This window comes from Scytonema hofmannii PCC 7110, assembly GCF_000346485.2.
Classification (GTDB): Bacteria; Cyanobacteriota; Cyanobacteriia; order Cyanobacteriales; family Nostocaceae; genus Scytonema; species Scytonema hofmannii.
The window spans coordinates 9,815,519-9,831,224 of the sequence record NZ_KQ976354.1; the positions used below are offsets into that span (position 1 = coordinate 9,815,519).

Here is a 15,706-nt window from a genome sequence, read left to right on the forward strand (position 1 = left end):
AAACCTCCAAACTAACTCAATAAATGGCTCTAAAATCCTCCGGGAGCCTGGAATCCTTGTGTCTTTAGACTGGGGAGGAATAATGGTTTTGCTCAAACGAGCCTTCCCTTGCGGGAGTAATGTTAGCTTCGACAATGTTCAGAATCGGCACATCCAAAAGACACTGGTTTAACCCATACACCTGTTTAATCTTTTGGTTCTAGAGCTACAGACTAGCTACGCATCCATAGGTAGGAACTTTAACACTTACTCTGAACGTAGTACGCGAAGTACTGAGTCTGGTAAGCTAGGGCTTCAACTTTTGCTGAAGCCCTCGGTCTTTAGCCGAGGATTGCTTACCTTTAGGCGAAAACACATTTACGGAACACAAAACCTGACTGGCGATCGCGAACTTACTAGATGCGGGAGGCACTAGATCTAGTATGTACTTTTGACTAAACTTATTCTTGTTTGGTGCCTATGTTTAAATTAACACGCCCTTTTGATAACGGTCAAAATTTTTACCGAATTTCATGAGCTTTGACTTTACTTAATATTCTCTTAAATTTTCTATAACTTACTAGAGCATCGGTCTCGATAATCAAAGTTAACCCCTAAGTAAGTCGGCACAATTGAAGTTAACTAGTCAGGAGCGTCATTTGCCATTGATAAAAATTCCAATGGTATAGGGTGGGAAATGCTCACCCTACCTAGATTTCCAAAATAAAATAGGATGGTTATAGTTATATGGCTTACAGTGATTTTCGATTAAGTGAAGTTATCCAAACTTTTAAGTTGACAGTTAATGAGGCTTCCGGACTGTTTGCAAATGCGCCAGAAGAAGAGTGTAGCGATCTACTAGTAACAATTCTCCGCGAAAATGTAGATTTAGCAGTTTCCAATAACACAGAAAAAGCCAGATCTGAGATGATAATTAGTCCGATTTTACTGGAAGTCAGACGTAAATTTAATTATGAAATAAGTTTATTTTCTGGTGTTGATTTTACTGTTGATAGTCAAATTGGGCTGAACGGTTTCTGTGATTTTATATTGAGCCTGTCTAAAGAACAACTTTTTGTCCGCGCACCTGTAATTACGCTTGTAGAAACTAAGAATGAAAACTTAAAATCAGGTTTGGCACAATGTATTGCAGAAATGGTGGCAGCACAATTATTTAATAAGCTACAGGGAAATTCTTTAAAAACAATTTATGGTGTTGTGACTATCGGCACTATTTGGCAGTTTTTGAAGTTAGAAGACCAAATTATTTCAATAGATTTAAGCGAATATTACATCAAAGATGTCAAGAAGATTTTGGGAATTTTAACAAGTGCAATTAGGCAAAGTAGCAGCAAATGGAGAACTGGTGACAAATGACAAATGACTAGTTACTTGTAGTTGTAACGACTTAATTACACGGCAATAACTTAATTGTCTTATCTCCACTGCCACTAGCAGCCAAAGTTTTACCATCTGGGCTAAAGGCAACACAATAAACGGCATCTTCATTAACTGTGAAAGTGCGGAGTTCCTGACCTGTATCCAATTGCCAAAGCTTCACTGTTTTATCTCTACTACCACTTGCCAAAGTTTTGCCATCTGGACTAAAGGTAACGGAACAAACATCATCTGTATGCCCTGTGAGCGTCTGTAGTTCTTGACCGTTGGGCAATTGCCAAATTCTGATAGTCTTGTCGCTGCTGCCACTTGCAATTTGCTTTCCATTAGGACTGAAAGCAACAGAATTCATGCCCCCAAAAGAATTAGCATTTCCTTTAAGAGTTAAAAATTTATCCTCAGACAAATACCAAACTTTGATAGTTTTATCATTACCAGCACCTCCACTTGCTAAAAGCTTGCCATCAAAGCTAAAAGCAACGCATAGAACTTCATCAGAATGTCCTTGGATCGTATGTATTTCTTTATAAGTATCTGTAGACCAAAGTTTAATAGTTCTATCTTTAGAGCCACTAGCTATAGTTTTTCCATCTGGGCTAAAAGCAACAGTAGAAACTTTGTCTTTATGCCCAGTAAAAGTAAAAAGTTCTTCTCCTGTGACAACATTCCACAACTTAACAGTTTTATCATCGCTTCCACTCACTAAAATCTTGCCATCTGGACTAAATGCAACTGCATTAACTCGAGAAGGTTCTTCTCTCCCTTGAAGAGTACGGGCTTCCTTTTTAGCGAGATCCCAAATTTTTATAGTTTTGTCATGACTTCCACTTGCTAAGACTTGTCCATTAGAACTAAAAACAACAGACATAACTCTATCTGAATGCCCCTGAAGGACGCTTTGAAAGAGTATTTCCTGCATAATTGTAGATGCAGTGACCAATGGTGCAGATGCTATTGTTTGCTGATTAATCTGTGGATTCAAGGGTTGCTTTAGGGGAACTGGTGAGAGTTGAGTGTTTTGTGGCTTTGTTGATATTGGGGCGAGTAATTTGACTTTTGCTTGAGGTGATTGAGTCTCAAAATTTTTGGATTGTCCGCTTTCTGTCTCATTTTGAAACTGAGGTTTTGTCTTTGTGACTATCCAGGTTAACGCTTGTACTTCCGTTTGGAGTTGAGCTAAAGCATTTAAACATTCTTCTATCTGCTTTTGAGTGCTCTTGCTGAGTTGTTGTGTAAAAGCATCAAGTTGAGAGAAGCGCTCTTCCCAAGGCTGCAAACCTTGCATCTGTTGTTGGGTGCTTTGATTGAGGTGCTGTGTAAAAACATCAAGTTGAGCTAAACCTTGAGTGACGGGTTCAAGCTGTTTTTGAGTGTTCGCACTCAGTTGTTGTATTGAGGTTTCGATTTGAATGAGACGTTGCTCCCAACGCCGCAGTTCTTGAAGTTGTTGTTGGGTAGTTTGGTTTAACTGTTGTGTCAAAACATCCACTTGGGACAAACGCTGGTTGAGTGGATTCATTTGATTTTGAGTATTTTCACTTAATTGCCGTACAAAAGCATCAAGCTGGGTCAGATGCTGTCGAAAAGCATCAATATTTTGTGTTTGCTGATACCTTTGTAATTCTTCTATTTGTTGCTGAAATGTTGTTCTCAAATCTTGAAAAGCTGTCTCAAATTGTGCAAGACGCTGCGTAAAAGTATCTAAACTTTGCTGTTGGTTGTTTCGCAGTTCTTCAAGCTGTTCTTCTGTTTTTGTACTCAGTTTCTGGGTAAAAGTATCAAAGTTAGCAAGACGCTGACGGAGTGGATCGAGGAGTAGATCTTGTTTTGCCATCATTTCTTGCTGATTCTGCTCTTTCAAGTACTTTAACCGTTCCCGATTGGCGACGTTCAAGCAGGCTGTGATTGTAAGGGGAGTTGCTACATAAATCATTTGTTGAGTGAGTGTTGTTGCGACTAAACCTAATGCAGAGAGAGAAATTGAGGCGTATTCGCTAACTTCTAGCCAATGAAGTTTGGTCATAATGGGTGGTTTGCTGTGGTTGGTACTTGGAGAGAAAACAGCTGGATCTTGCAACGCGATTTTAAGAGCTACCTTCATCTTCTTCCAAGAAACACAGACAATCTGTGCTTGGAATTTCTCATTTACAGAAGCGGTTAGGGTACAAGCTTCGCCTATCGGTATCGTCGATTAAACCCAAGTAAACTCTTTATCCACCGAAAAAACCTGCCTATCAGGGATTTTGACTGAGATTTCCGTTTCGAGCGGTTGGAACGTCTTGATGAGGGCGACGAATAATTTTCTCTAATCCTTAAGTGCCCTTCTAATTGTGCAGCTTTATCTAAATCTGAGGCGGCTCGATGTTCGTAACCAAGTATGGAACAAACATATCCACGGTACTTGTATGCTTCTATATAATTTGGATTGAGCCGAATTGCATGGGTAAAGTCGGTTAAAGCGTCTTCGTATCTTCCTAATTTTACGTTCTCGACTCCATCGTTGTAAAATGCTTCAGCATTGAAGCGATGTACATAAACTCTTGTTATTGGAGTTTGATAAAATTCACTTGGATGGGGTTGTTCTGTATAAGTAGGCTGATAAGATTTAAGTTTGTTATAGGCTTCATTAATAATTTTTATTTTTTCCTCTGCTTCCTGCTTTTGTTTGGCTTGTGGAAAACTATCAGGATGCCAAATTTTCACCAGCTTGCGGTAAGCATACTTGATCTCCGCTTGCGACGCACCGGGTTTTAGTTCTAAAACAAAATAAGCTTCTTCTATGCTCATGCGATCGCTCATACGGAGTCAGGGGATGCACTGTCAATCTAAGTTAATTATTCCCAAAAAACTTGAAGATTTTTCCAGAAATAGTTAACTTTGCCAAATCTTAATTGTTGTATCTCGACTACCACTAATTAAAGTCTTGCCATCCGGACTAAAAGCAACAGCATTAACCGAATCAGAATGATGACCTATGGTGTAAAGCTGCTCTCCCGTGTCAGTTTGCCACAACCTCACGCTTCTATCCGCACTACCACTGGCAATTTGCTGACTATCGGGGCTGATAGCAACAGACCAAACAGAGTCACTATGCCCTGTTAGAGAATTGTTTTGCTTACCTGTATTTATATCCCACAACTTGATAGTTTTGTCATAACTTCCACTGGCTAAAATTTGTCCATTGGCGGCGATCGCAACACAAGTTACCCTACCTAAATGTTTGGTAAAAGTTTGTAAATTTTTTTTACTTTTTATCTGCCAAACTTTAATACTATTGTCACCACTTCCACTGACTAAAATTTCTCCATTTGGGCTAATAGCTAAAGAACTAACAGAGTAAGAATGACCCTTAAGAACGTGCAGCAGTTGTTCCATACCTATGTGTGTAATTTTGATAGTGGTATCCCGACCACCGCTAAACAACAATTGACCATCACGACTCAAAGCAATGGCAAAAACGGGAGTTGAATGAATTTTAATTGTATTGAGTAGTTTACCTGTCGCCACTTCCCAAATCATGACACTACAGTCATCACTACCACTCACTAAAGTTTTGCTATCAGGACTAAATGCAAGACACCTTATCCATTTAAGATGACCTGTGAGAGTATGTAGCACTTTTCCCGTGTTAAGATGCCAAATTTTAATTGTGTTATCACTACTTCCACTAGCAAAAGTTTGACCATCTGGGCTAATTGCGATCGCCAAAACCCAATTGGCATGATTGAGCGTGTAGACGCATTTCCAGGGAGAGGTGAATGTGGATGTTTCACTGGATGGTTGTGATGTATTCTTAGGAGGTTTTGAAGCTGGTGGTGCAGTTTCGTGTTTTCTTGCTTCTCGTTCCAGTCTGGCTGCATTTCTAAAATCAGAAGCTGCTCTATTTTCCCACCCCATTTTTGAACAGACAAGCCCTCGATATTTGTAAGCTTCAAGATAGTTAGGATTGAGGCGTATTGCTTGTGTAAAGTTCTCTATCGCTTCAATATAATTCTTCTGTTGGACTTGTTCCATACCCCATTTGTAGAAAGTTTCAGCCTCGGAACGATTGGAGGAAATTTTTGTTTTATTTGTTGAAGTTGAATTTTTAGAAGAAGATGACTTGGTCAAACTTGGTTTGATAAACTTTAGTAACTCATAAGCTTGGTTAATTCTTTTAATTTTTTCCTCAGCCTCTTGCTTTTGCTTAGCTTCAGAAAAACTATCAGGATGCCAAGTTTTTGCCAGTTGGCGGTACGCTTGCTTGACATCCTCCGGCGATGCATCAGGAGTCAGTCCAAGAATATCATAGGCAAGCTTTAAGTCCAGGCGATCGCTCATACTAGGAAAAATAATATCAATTGTAAATCCATGCTAACTATTCTCAAAAATCCTTATCATTCCATTCAAACACCTCATAGCGGTTACCATTGGGATAGTACGAGTCGCCGCTTCTTTGAAGGTTGGTACTACCGCGTCACTTTGCCCCAAGAGGGTCAAACATTTGCTTTTATGTACTCAATAGAAGACCCAAAAGGCAGTCAACCTCACAGTGGTGGCGCAGCACAAATTCTTGGCCCAAACGATGAGTATCTGTGGCGTACCTTTCCCGATACCAGCAAATTTTGGGCAAGCCGAGATGTACTGGGCTTGGGACATTGGGGAAAAATAGGGAGAGGGAGTAAGGAAAAACCCAATCCTCAATCCAAAATCCAAAATCCAAAATCCAAAATCCAAAATCCCCATTATCTACATCCTCAGGAGTTTGAACGCGAGATTTTAGAAGGTTACCAAGCAACAGCAACCCTAAACCAAGGAGTCATCAAAGACCCTGCAACCGGTCAATATTGTCGTTGGCAATACGAAATTCAACCCATCTACGGCTGGGGCGATCGGGGTAGCATTCAGCAATCCACTGCAGGTTGGCTGTCATTTCTACAGATTTTTGAGCCGGGATGGCAAATTTTAATGGCACATGGCTTAGCTTCTGGCTGGATTGATTGGAATGGCAAACGTTATGAATTCACCAATGCGCCAGCCTACAGCGAGAAAAATTGGGGAGGTGCTTTTCCGCAAAAATGGTTTTGGGTGAACTGCAATAGCTTTGAAGGCGAATCAGATCTTGCCCTAACCGCAGGTGGAGGAAGGCGTGGTGTTTTGTGGTGGATGGAATCTGTAGCGATGGTAGGCTTGCACTATCAGGGGAAATTTTACGAATTTGTACCTTGGAACTCCCAAGTTAGTTGGAATATCAGCCCTTGGGGAAAATGGCAAATTCAAGCCAAAAATTCCCGTTATGAAGTAGAAGTCATAGGAACTACCAATCTACCTGGAATTCCTTTACGTGCGCCAACATCTGAAGGTTTAATTTTCTGTTGTCGTGACACAATGCAAGGTCAGTTAAATTTAGAACTGCGAGACAATAGTACTGAAAAAGGGAAAATTATCCTGAGGGCAAGTAGCTTTCTTTGTGGATTAGAGATAGGAGGTAAAGCTTGGGAAAACTCCTGGCAGTCCCCCTAAAAGTGGTATCATGGAAGTGGTGTTATTTTTCTGGGGCTGTAGCTCAGTTGGATAGAGCGAGCGCCTCCTGAAGTATCGGGCACCATAGAGGAAACTCTATGAGTGAATGTGGTTAAATTCGGTGAACCCTAAAGAGTAGAAAAGCCCTCATGGGAAAACTATAAGGGAATACCGAGCCAAGCCCAGAAATTTTAGATTTTAGATTTTAGATTTTAGATTAGTCGTATAATCCAAAATTCAAAATCCAAAATCCAAAATCGAGGGAAGGTGTAGAGACTAGTAAGCCACCGCCTAAAGGTACAAAGCCTATGGTGAAGGTATAGTCCAGAGAGTGGGGAAACTCACACAAATCTGAAGCGCTAGGCCGCCGGTTCGAACCTGGCCAGTCCCGTTTTAAATAAAGTTAGTAGATAGTAGTTAGTGGGTAAAGTACCATCACCTCAGTCTTGTACCCTTTACTTTATGTATGGGATGGGAGCCTCACGCCTCTACTAATCGCTGTACGGGCGCAACATTGCGCCCCTAACAACTAACAACTAACAATTAACAACTAACAAAACTCTTGTTTCAAATAGTCACTCTTTGATAGAACCTTGAGTAAGCCATCATTGAAAGCTATTTCTTCTCGGTTTATGCTTTTAACCTTACCAGTCATGCTGTGGTGGGGTTACAAAGAAATGCAAAACCAATTTGTGCGCCCCCAAGCAATTTTAGTTTTGGGCGGTTCAACATCAAAGTTAGAGCGAGAGAAATTTACAGCAGATCTTGCTCGTCAAAACCCACATCTACCTATTTGGATTACTGGAGGTAGTCCACCAACGATCACGAGACGAGTATTTAGAAAAGCTGGAATCGATCCAAAGCGTTTATATTTAGATTACAGAGCGCAAAATACAGTAGAAAATTTTACAACACTTGTTGATGATTTAGAAAAAAAAGGCATTAAGAGCGTCTATCTTGTAACTTCAGATTACCACATGCGTCGCGCCCGTGTTATTGGCAAAATTATTTTGGGTAGTCGAGGAATTAATATTAAACCAGTATCGGTTCCTTCTGCCACTTCTCCCGAACCAATTGAAAAATCTATCCGCGATGGCGTCAGGTCAATTGTTTGGATAGCCACTGGTTATGCAGGAAGTGAAGAATTACAAAAATAAATACAAGCAGTAGTGTGAACTACCTACACTTACCGCTTGCGGAAGTGTAGGCTTCTAGCATTCCTAAGAACTACTAGAACTTCCTTCGAGGTACTATTGGTAGTAGAGTCTGCTACTACGGGATTCTCTCTACGGCGTTTTATTGTTGGGAACAGTCCCAGCCCAACACGCTTTAAATTGAGAGCGGCATTAATGTCGCGGTCAACCCAAAGCAATTCTTTTTCATCCCAGTACTCGCGTATATCACAATCAGTGAAGATGAATTCGTCACGATACGCGAGTAATTGAGACGTGTATGCAGGTTTCACTGCTATTGTCCTAGTCCCAGCTTTTGAAGCTATGTATTCTAGGATTGTGAAAAATTGTCCAAAGGCAGCGTCGTTCCAAGATTTGTTTAAACCCGACTTGGCTGACTGACCATTTGGAAGATACTTGCCGTTCTCATCGAGTTTGGCTTTGTTCCGTTTTGATAAAGCTTTTAAATTTAAATCTTCATGTACAAAAACTTTTTTATTTGTCCGAACTAGAGCATGAGCCGTCTTAAATGCATGGTCTTTCCTCGCCCTGGCAATACGTTGATGAACGCGAGCTTCCCTCTTGGCAAGTTTACGACGTGCTTTGCTACCTTTTTTCTTAGTGGATTTACGTTTAGAAACTTTGGCTAGACGTTTTTCAGACTTTCTGAAAGACTTTAACGCTGGTAGTTTGGTATTCTCTGAAGTTGCCAAATAATCATCTTCGTGCAACACTGCATCCAAACCCAGTGTATTGTCCCAGTTTGGGATGACATCTTCTGGCGTAAAAACAGGTACATTCGGGTCTTCTAGACAAATCGTAATATACCATTCATCAGTCTTCTTAGTTAGCAGCGCATTTTTGAGTACAAAGCCATTAGGTAAAGGTCTATGTAAACGAACTTTTATCCAATTATCAAGCTTGGAGAATGACAAAAATAACCAGTATGACTCAATTCGTTCAATCGTAATGGCTTGACCTTCAATCCTCATGGTGCGGTAGCGTGCAGCGTTTTTAAAACGTGGCTTTCCACTACGTTTACCATTGCTGTCTCCTTGAATAAAACGGGAAAAAGCCTTATCTACTCGTTTAGAAACATCTTGCAGCGTTTGAGAGGGGACACGAGAAAAATCTAGTAATTCTCCAGAATAACCCACTTTAAACAAGTCTTCTTTAATATCCGGAAGTTGTTTTTTTTGAGAGTAAAAATCTGGATTGTCTCGTAATTGAGGTAACGGACAACTGATTATTGAACAAACATCAAGAAAAGTACGGTTATTCTCCCACCAATCAAATCTATCTCCTAGTTGCTTGTTGTACCAGTATTGACAAATTCTCAACCAGGTATTCCATTCTAGTTTTTGATTGGTATCTGGGTAAGCTCGATACTGATAATTAAGCAACATTTTTAATCCCCTTCTTTGTTACACCTATGATAGCATTAAAGAGTGAACATTGGGGGTACATTATGAAAGATAAATCATTAAAAATCAGGATATCATCTCGAAGATTAAATAAGTTGCAATTATATGCAGCACAAGCAGATAAAACAATGACTCAAGTAGTTGAAGAACTTATAGACTCTTTGCCCCAGCCAAAAGAAATTGACAAAAACTCAACTGCACCCCGGACTGTTTCCCCTACGGGAAAAAACGGTTAGGGTGCGTCTCGTTTTTGTCCGGTCATTCATCCCACGCTCCCATGAGTACATGGTGAGACGTGGGGCTTCTGACCGATTAAGCTAATATCCTTTTTTGCAACCGCAGCCTGTAGCAGACGAACGCGGATCTTAATTGCTGCTATCTGCGTGTATCAGCTACAGGGTGCGGTTCAGAACCTATACTGTTATCTTCTCTTGCACCAGTACAAATGGTTGGACGATTAGAGTATTAAACCGCTTTTCTTGCTGCGCGTTCCATTCTCCTACTTGAGTCACAGAGGGTTTGGCAATCAACGCTTCATCAATCCAAGCTTGCACTTCTGAAACACGATTGCTAGCTATTGCGACTCCCACATCTAGCAAGTCCAGTCCTTCTACAACCACAATAACTGCATCGCGTTGCACGTGAGGAATTAGCCATGACCACTCGGCTTCATCCAAATTTTCTGTTAGTTCTGCTCTTAAATCTTGATTGGTCATGTAACTAAACCTCTGACTTCATTTCATCAATTTCAAATAAAGAAACTATAACACCAGCGATGGGAATAGAAATAAAAATCCCTAACAGCCCCGCGACTTTAGCACCTACAAGCAAAGCAAAAAATATCATAACAGGGTTGAGATTGAGTGCTCCTTGCATAATTCTAGGTGAAATTAAGTTATCTTGTATCTGTTGAAGAACAATACAAGCCGCTAATACTTTCAGGGCTAGCCAAACACTCTGAGATAGTATAATGAGTGTAATAACACTAACTCCTAACGTAGCTCCTATACCAGGTATAATATCAAGCAATCCAACTATTACTGATAATATTAATGCAAAAGGTACATTAAGTACTAGAAATACAAGAAAAGTTGAAGATGTGAGAAATAATGTCAAGATTAACTGACCTCGAAAAAAACCTAAAAAGTTACGTTTTATAATGCGTGTAAATCTATCTCGCCTTCGCTGTGGTACTCCTTTGATAATGAATTGCCAAAGTTTTTCTCCATCAAGCAGCATAAAAAAAGCAACAACGGCAATTAAGATAAAAGTCACAAAGTTAGTAATAAAGCTTTGAAAAATATTCAAGCTTGTAACAAGCATAGATATAGCTTGATTTCGCAGTTGCTCTTCTATGACACTTAAATCAATTTGTAAATTCCGATTGCGAAGAAACTCTTCTAGTCGATCTACTAACGGTATCAAAGAGTTTAAAAACGCACTGACGCTATCAATTAATTGTTGTCCTTGAGATAAAACTGTTAAACCAACTGTAATCGTCAAAGCACCAAGAATGACAATGCTCAGTAAGAAAATGACAACAACTGCTATGCTATGAGGTAAAAAATGCCTCAGCCATTGTACGGGATAGCTTAGTAAAAAAGCTAGAATTGCAGCAAATGAGAAAATCACGATGACTGATTCAAAGTAAGCCAGAAGTAGTACAATTGCCCAGCCAGATGCCACTAAAAGCAAAAAACGAACTAGCGCCAGATTATTCAGGCGGTGCCAAAAATCGTTGGCATCAAAACCGCTCATATATTAAGTTGGGAAAACTTTATTAAATCTCCTATTAGATTGACATAACCAAAGCAACAATTGCCACTTCCTTTAAGCATATTTCTGATTGTTCGATACAATTGCAAATCATGCTTAGATCGAGAAACCCGGTATCTAAGAAATACCGGGTTTGGTGAAGCTTAGTGTTTTCTCACACCTCAACGCCCTAGATCGTGAAGGGCATTAATTGTGGCTGCACATTGTTTCGTAATGGCTTCCAATTCCTCTTTATCTGTTGAACTAGGAGCATCAATCAACTCACCAATTCTTACAGTCACTGGAACCGAACGAGGAGTTACAGCTCCTTTTTGCTCAATTTCCTGAGTCCCCCACAAACATACAGGTAAAAGAGGGACTTTTGCCTTACCAGCAATAAGTGCAGCACCTCGTTTTGGATCTGTAATACGTCCATCAGGGGTACGAGTGCCTTGTAAAAAAACACCTACAGCCCACCCCTCATCCAAATATTTTAAGGCAGCACGAATTGCACTGCGATCGGCGCTACCCCGACTGACTGGATAAGCCCCGTACAACTCAATAACTTGTTTTAAAATGGGGATTTTAAAAAGTTCTTCCTTTGCCATGTAAGCTACAGGACGGCGTACACAATAAGAAACGAGTGGCGGATCGTAGTTACTAGCATGATTGCTTACTACCACAAGTGGTCCAGTTTGAGGAATGTTTTCAGCACCGTAAATTCGCCCTCGGAAATAGACTTGTAGTATGGGGCTGACTACTGTCCACTTCAAAGCGGAGTAAAGTAACAGACTGGCAAATGGTTCGCGGTTTCGAGACATAAAGAAGTGGGGAGTAGGGAGTGGGGAGTGGAGAGTGGGGGTAATTGGGTCAGAGGCTGTGAATCAAGATCGAGAAATTAGTTTGTCTTATTTTTTGTCCTAATTTTCCCTATTCCCTACTCCCTATTCCTTACTCCCTATTTCAGCCGTAGAACGAATATTTTCTAAAACTAAACCAGAGCAAGTTCGTTTAATCAAACCAGTCAGAACATTACCTGGTCCAATTTCCACAACTCGCTCAATTCCATTTCCAGGCAATGCCAAGGCAATTTCTCTCCACCTCACTCCGCCCGTCATTTGTTGCTTTAAACGTTGTTTTAAAACATCTGGATCAGTCGATGGAACTGGGTCTACATTTGATAAGACTGGCATTTTTGCTGGTTGAAACTCTACGGAATCAAGCATATGTTGGAACTCAGCCGCAACTTCTGCCATCAGAGGTGAATGAAACGCGCCTGAAACATTGAGGGCGATCGCACGTTTTGCCTTAACTTGGGACATGACTGCTTGAACAGCTTCTGGAGTCCCAGAAATAACAACCTGTGTGGGGCCGTTGTCATTTGCTAACACTACATCCAAATTTTCATCGATCGCTTTTTCCAGTTTTTCTCGGTCAAAATTCATCAATGCTGCCATCATACCACCCGCAGCACTATCCATAAGTTCTGCGCGATGTTTCACCAGGCGCAACCCATCCGACCACTCGAAGACACCCGCTACATAGAGGGCAATGTATTCTCCCAAACTGTGACCGGCAACTAAATCCGGGCTATACTTTTCTTGCAAAATATCAGCAAGTATGCTTTCTACCACGTACAGGCAAGGTTGAGTGTAGAGGGTGCGAGATAGCTTCTCCTCATTTGTTTGGCAAATTTCAACGACAGACCAACCCAAAATACTTTCAGCTTGGGCAAACTTTTCTTTTGCAGATGGTAGATTTAGTAAGTCTATTCCCATACCCAAGGATTGCGAACCTTGTCCGGGAAATATCCATGCGGTTTTTGTCATTTAATCATTCAGTCAGTAGTTAGTGGCGTAGGACAGGCGTCTCGCCTGTCATCGTTAGTGGTTAGTGGTTAACTAAGCTAAAAATGCTTTAACTTGCACAACCTCATTAAACCTAACTATGAGTAGGATGGGAGTCTCCGCCCGCCCTACTATGTAAATTAAAAGCATAACAGCTTACTAAGCACTAACTACTCACTACTCACTAATATTTACCGAGACCATCGAAAGATCGCGGCACCCCAAGTGAGACCTGCTCCAAAACCGGAGGCGGCTATAATGTCACTGGGTTTGATTTTACCTTGTCGTACTGCTTCGTCTAAAGCTAGAGGGATAGAGGCAGCAGAAGTATTACCGTAGTTAGCAAGATTGCTAAGAACTTTGTCTTTTGGAATGTTCATGCGATCGGCAACAGCATCTAGAATACGCTGGTTTGCCTGATGTAACAAAAGCCAGTCTATCTCGTCAACACAAAGGGAGGCACGGAATAAAGCTTTATCAATCACTTCGGGTACTTTTTGTACGGCAAAGCGATAGACTTCTTTGCCGTTCATTGAGATCGGCATAAAGCTTCCTTTTCCAACACTGATACCCTGAGTTAGGTCTAAATTGCTAGCTTTGTATGCAAGATTCAGGCAATTATTCTGAGTCCCATCGCTTCTGAGTTCAAATCCCAGCAAGCCGTCTGTTTCATTGGCTTGCATGACAACTGCTCCTGCGCCATCCCCGAACAATACACACGTGCCACGGTCTTGCCAATCTACCCAACGAGATAGGATATCTGCCCCTATTAACAGTACGTTTTGATAAACTCCGGTTCTAATATATTGGGCAGCCGTGACAAGTCCAAATACGAAGCCGGAACAAGCTGCTGTCAAATCAAAAGCGACTGCACTGGTAGCTCCCAGTGCTGCTTGAATTCTACAAGCGGTGCCAAACAAGTCATCGGGGGTAGAAGTCGCCAGCAAAATCAAATCCAAGTCTTGCGGATTGATTTGAGCCATTGCGATCGCCTGACGACTAGCAGCAACCGCTAAATCAGTTAAAGATTCACCAGGATTTGCCAATCGACGTTGACGAATTCCCGTTCTTGTGCTTATCCACTCATCTGATGTTTCAACCAGTGCGGTTAGTGCCTGGTTATCCAGGAAAGCAGTCGGCACTGCCGAACCACTTCCTGTGATTGCTATTCCTAAATTTTGCACTCCGGCATCTCCTTAAACAGTGACCAGTGACCAGTGACCAGTGACCAGTCATTAATCATTTGTCCTTTGTCAATTGTCCAGAGTCATTACAAATGACAAAGAACAATTGACAAATGACATTTAGCCACTTTCTTGCTGAACGCTTTGATATTGGGACTGAATTCTTTGTAGCACTTGGTTGTTGACAGCTTCTTTTGCCATACGAATTGCATTAAAAATCGAAGGTGCCTGGGAACTACCGTGGCTGATAATACAAATTCCTCCTACCCCCAAAAGTAAAGCACCCCCATGTTCGGCATGATCCACTCGCTGCTTAATCCTTCTGAGATTTGGTTTTAAAATAGCTGTACCAATTTGACCGCGCACTCCTTGGGGTAATTCTTCCCGCATAATCTGCAGCATAATCTCCCCAACAGCTTCGGCAAACTTTAACAACACGTTACCCACAAATCCGTCACAGACAATTACGTCAAAATGACCTGAGAGGACATCACGCCCTTCGGCATTACCAATAAAAGTAATTTGCGTCTTTTCCTTTAGTAATTGATGGGCGCGTACAGCAGCGTCATTGCCTTTGCAGTCTTCTTCACCGATATTTAATAAACCTACTTTAGGTTCTGGAGTCCCCAAAACATATTGACTGTATATAGACCCCATAACCGCAAACTGTTCTAAAAATTTTGGACGGCAATCCACGTTTGCGCCCACATCAAGGACTAGCACTGGCTTGCCTGCTACCATTGTGGGAAAAACCGCACCAATTGCCGGACGGTCAATTCCTGGTAGTCGTCCCAAGCGCAGCAAAGCTGCTGCCATCGCTGCTCCAGAGTGTCCGGCAGAAACGACAGCATCTGCTTGCTGTTTTTTCACCAAATCCATGGCCACATTGATGGAAGCCTTCGGTTTGCGCCTAATAGCGCTTAAAGGCTCCTCATCCATTGCGATCGCTTCTTCAGCAGTCACGATTTCAACATGCGCCAGATTGGTCTTTGGCGGCAGTTTGCTTTCAATTTGTTGGGGATCGCCCACCAACAGTACTTCTACACCTAATTCTTCTCGTGCTCGCAGAGCGCCTGCGACGATTTCATTAGGTGCATGATCCCCTCCCATTGCGTCAATTGCGATCCGCACGCAAGTCGATCCCATTGCTCAGAGCTTCTAGAAACCTTACAAATTTTACCAGATGCCTCTCCTGAAGGATGAAGGATAAAGGGTAAAGAACTTGGGTCTTGGGTCTTGGGTCTTAGGTCTTAGGCTAAATGCAGAAAAATTGTAGGAGGCTTTTCAATCCCCAAACAACTTTTGGTAGTCATTTGCAAGTACCTAGTACCCCAGTACCGAATCCCTTTCATTCTTCATACTTTATCCTTCATACTTTCTTCGAGGTTCTGCCAAGCCCAACATAACATGAATTACACCCGTTACTACGACCGTGAAATTACGGC

General features: G+C 41.5%; 14 protein-coding genes. 4 read left to right on the forward strand and 10 right to left on the reverse strand.

Annotation, left to right across the window (positions count from 1 at the left end):
* The first annotated feature begins 726 nt into the window (after positions 1 to 726).
* Positions 727 to 1,356 (forward strand): hypothetical protein, encoded by a 630-nt coding sequence (locus WA1_RS41390; RefSeq protein ID WP_017742919.1) that lies wholly within the window; start codon positions 727 to 729, stop codon positions 1,354 to 1,356.
* 31 nt (positions 1,357 to 1,387) lie between these two features.
* Here the strand turns inward: WA1_RS41390 and WA1_RS41395 are convergent, their stop codons facing one another.
* The 3 genes from WA1_RS41395 to WA1_RS41405 form a co-directional block, all read right to left on the reverse strand.
* Positions 1,388 to 3,400, reverse strand: a complete 2,013-nt coding sequence (locus tag WA1_RS41395) for a WD40 repeat domain-containing protein (protein WP_026134591.1) — start codon at positions 3,398 to 3,400, stop codon at positions 1,388 to 1,390.
* Positions 3,401 to 3,552: 152 nt separating this feature from the next.
* Positions 3,553 to 4,176, reverse strand: a complete 624-nt coding sequence (locus WA1_RS41400; RefSeq protein WP_026134592.1) for a J domain-containing protein — start codon at positions 4,174 to 4,176, stop codon at positions 3,553 to 3,555.
* 72 nt (positions 4,177 to 4,248) lie between these two features.
* Positions 4,249 to 5,697, reverse strand: coding sequence for a WD40 domain-containing protein (locus tag WA1_RS41405; RefSeq protein WP_017742922.1), 1,449 nt, complete (start codon positions 5,695 to 5,697; stop codon positions 4,249 to 4,251).
* Positions 5,698 to 5,727: 30 nt separating this feature from the next.
* Here WA1_RS41405 and WA1_RS41410 point away from each other — a divergent pair, with 30 nt between their 5' ends.
* Positions 5,728 to 6,879 carry a tocopherol cyclase family protein gene (locus tag WA1_RS41410; RefSeq protein ID WP_017742923.1) on the forward strand — a complete coding sequence of 384 codons (1,152 nt, stop codon included), beginning with the start codon at positions 5,728 to 5,730 and terminating at the stop codon, positions 6,877 to 6,879.
* 632 nt (positions 6,880 to 7,511) lie between these two features.
* Positions 7,512 to 8,036, forward strand: coding sequence for a YdcF family protein (locus tag WA1_RS41415; protein WP_017742924.1), 525 nt, complete (start codon positions 7,512 to 7,514; stop codon positions 8,034 to 8,036).
* Positions 8,037 to 8,065: 29 nt separating this feature from the next.
* On the opposite strand, the gene WA1_RS41420 is transcribed toward WA1_RS41415, so the two are convergent.
* Complete coding sequence (locus WA1_RS41420) at positions 8,066 to 9,457, reverse strand: RNA-guided endonuclease InsQ/TnpB family protein (protein WP_017742925.1); 1,392 nt, start codon at positions 9,455 to 9,457, stop codon at positions 8,066 to 8,068.
* Positions 9,458 to 9,519: 62 nt separating this feature from the next.
* Between WA1_RS41420 and WA1_RS41425 the strand changes: the two genes are divergently transcribed.
* The gene (locus tag WA1_RS41425; protein ID WP_026134593.1) at positions 9,520 to 9,711 is read left to right on the forward strand and encodes a hypothetical protein; all 192 of its coding nucleotides are present in this window, start codon (positions 9,520 to 9,522) and stop codon (positions 9,709 to 9,711) included.
* A 177-nt stretch (positions 9,712 to 9,888) separates the two neighbouring features.
* On the opposite strand, the gene WA1_RS41430 is transcribed toward WA1_RS41425, so the two are convergent.
* From WA1_RS41430 to plsX, 6 genes are all read right to left on the reverse strand, one after another.
* Positions 9,889 to 10,191 (reverse strand): DUF2288 domain-containing protein, encoded by a 303-nt coding sequence (locus WA1_RS41430; protein WP_017742927.1) that lies wholly within the window; start codon positions 10,189 to 10,191, stop codon positions 9,889 to 9,891.
* A 4-nt stretch (positions 10,192 to 10,195) separates the two neighbouring features.
* Positions 10,196 to 11,233, reverse strand: a complete 1,038-nt coding sequence (locus tag WA1_RS41435; RefSeq protein WP_017742928.1) for an AI-2E family transporter — start codon at positions 11,231 to 11,233, stop codon at positions 10,196 to 10,198.
* Between the two features lie 179 nt (positions 11,234 to 11,412).
* Positions 11,413 to 12,051 carry a lysophospholipid acyltransferase family protein gene (locus tag WA1_RS41440; RefSeq protein WP_017742929.1) on the reverse strand — a complete coding sequence of 213 codons (639 nt, stop codon included), beginning with the start codon at positions 12,049 to 12,051 and terminating at the stop codon, positions 11,413 to 11,415.
* 123 nt (positions 12,052 to 12,174) lie between these two features.
* Positions 12,175 to 13,059: an ACP S-malonyltransferase gene (fabD, locus tag WA1_RS41445; protein ID WP_017742930.1), complete on the reverse strand. Its 885-nt coding sequence runs from the start codon at positions 13,057 to 13,059 to the stop codon at positions 12,175 to 12,177.
* 209 nt (positions 13,060 to 13,268) lie between these two features.
* The gene (locus tag WA1_RS41450; protein ID WP_017742931.1) at positions 13,269 to 14,261 is read right to left on the reverse strand and encodes a beta-ketoacyl-ACP synthase 3; all 993 of its coding nucleotides are present in this window, start codon (positions 14,259 to 14,261) and stop codon (positions 13,269 to 13,271) included.
* Between the two features lie 120 nt (positions 14,262 to 14,381).
* On the reverse strand, positions 14,382 to 15,407 hold the full coding sequence (plsX, locus tag WA1_RS41455) for a phosphate acyltransferase PlsX (protein WP_017742932.1): 1,026 nt from the start codon (positions 15,405 to 15,407) through the stop codon (positions 14,382 to 14,384).
* Between the last annotated feature and the right edge of the window lie 299 nt (positions 15,408 to 15,706).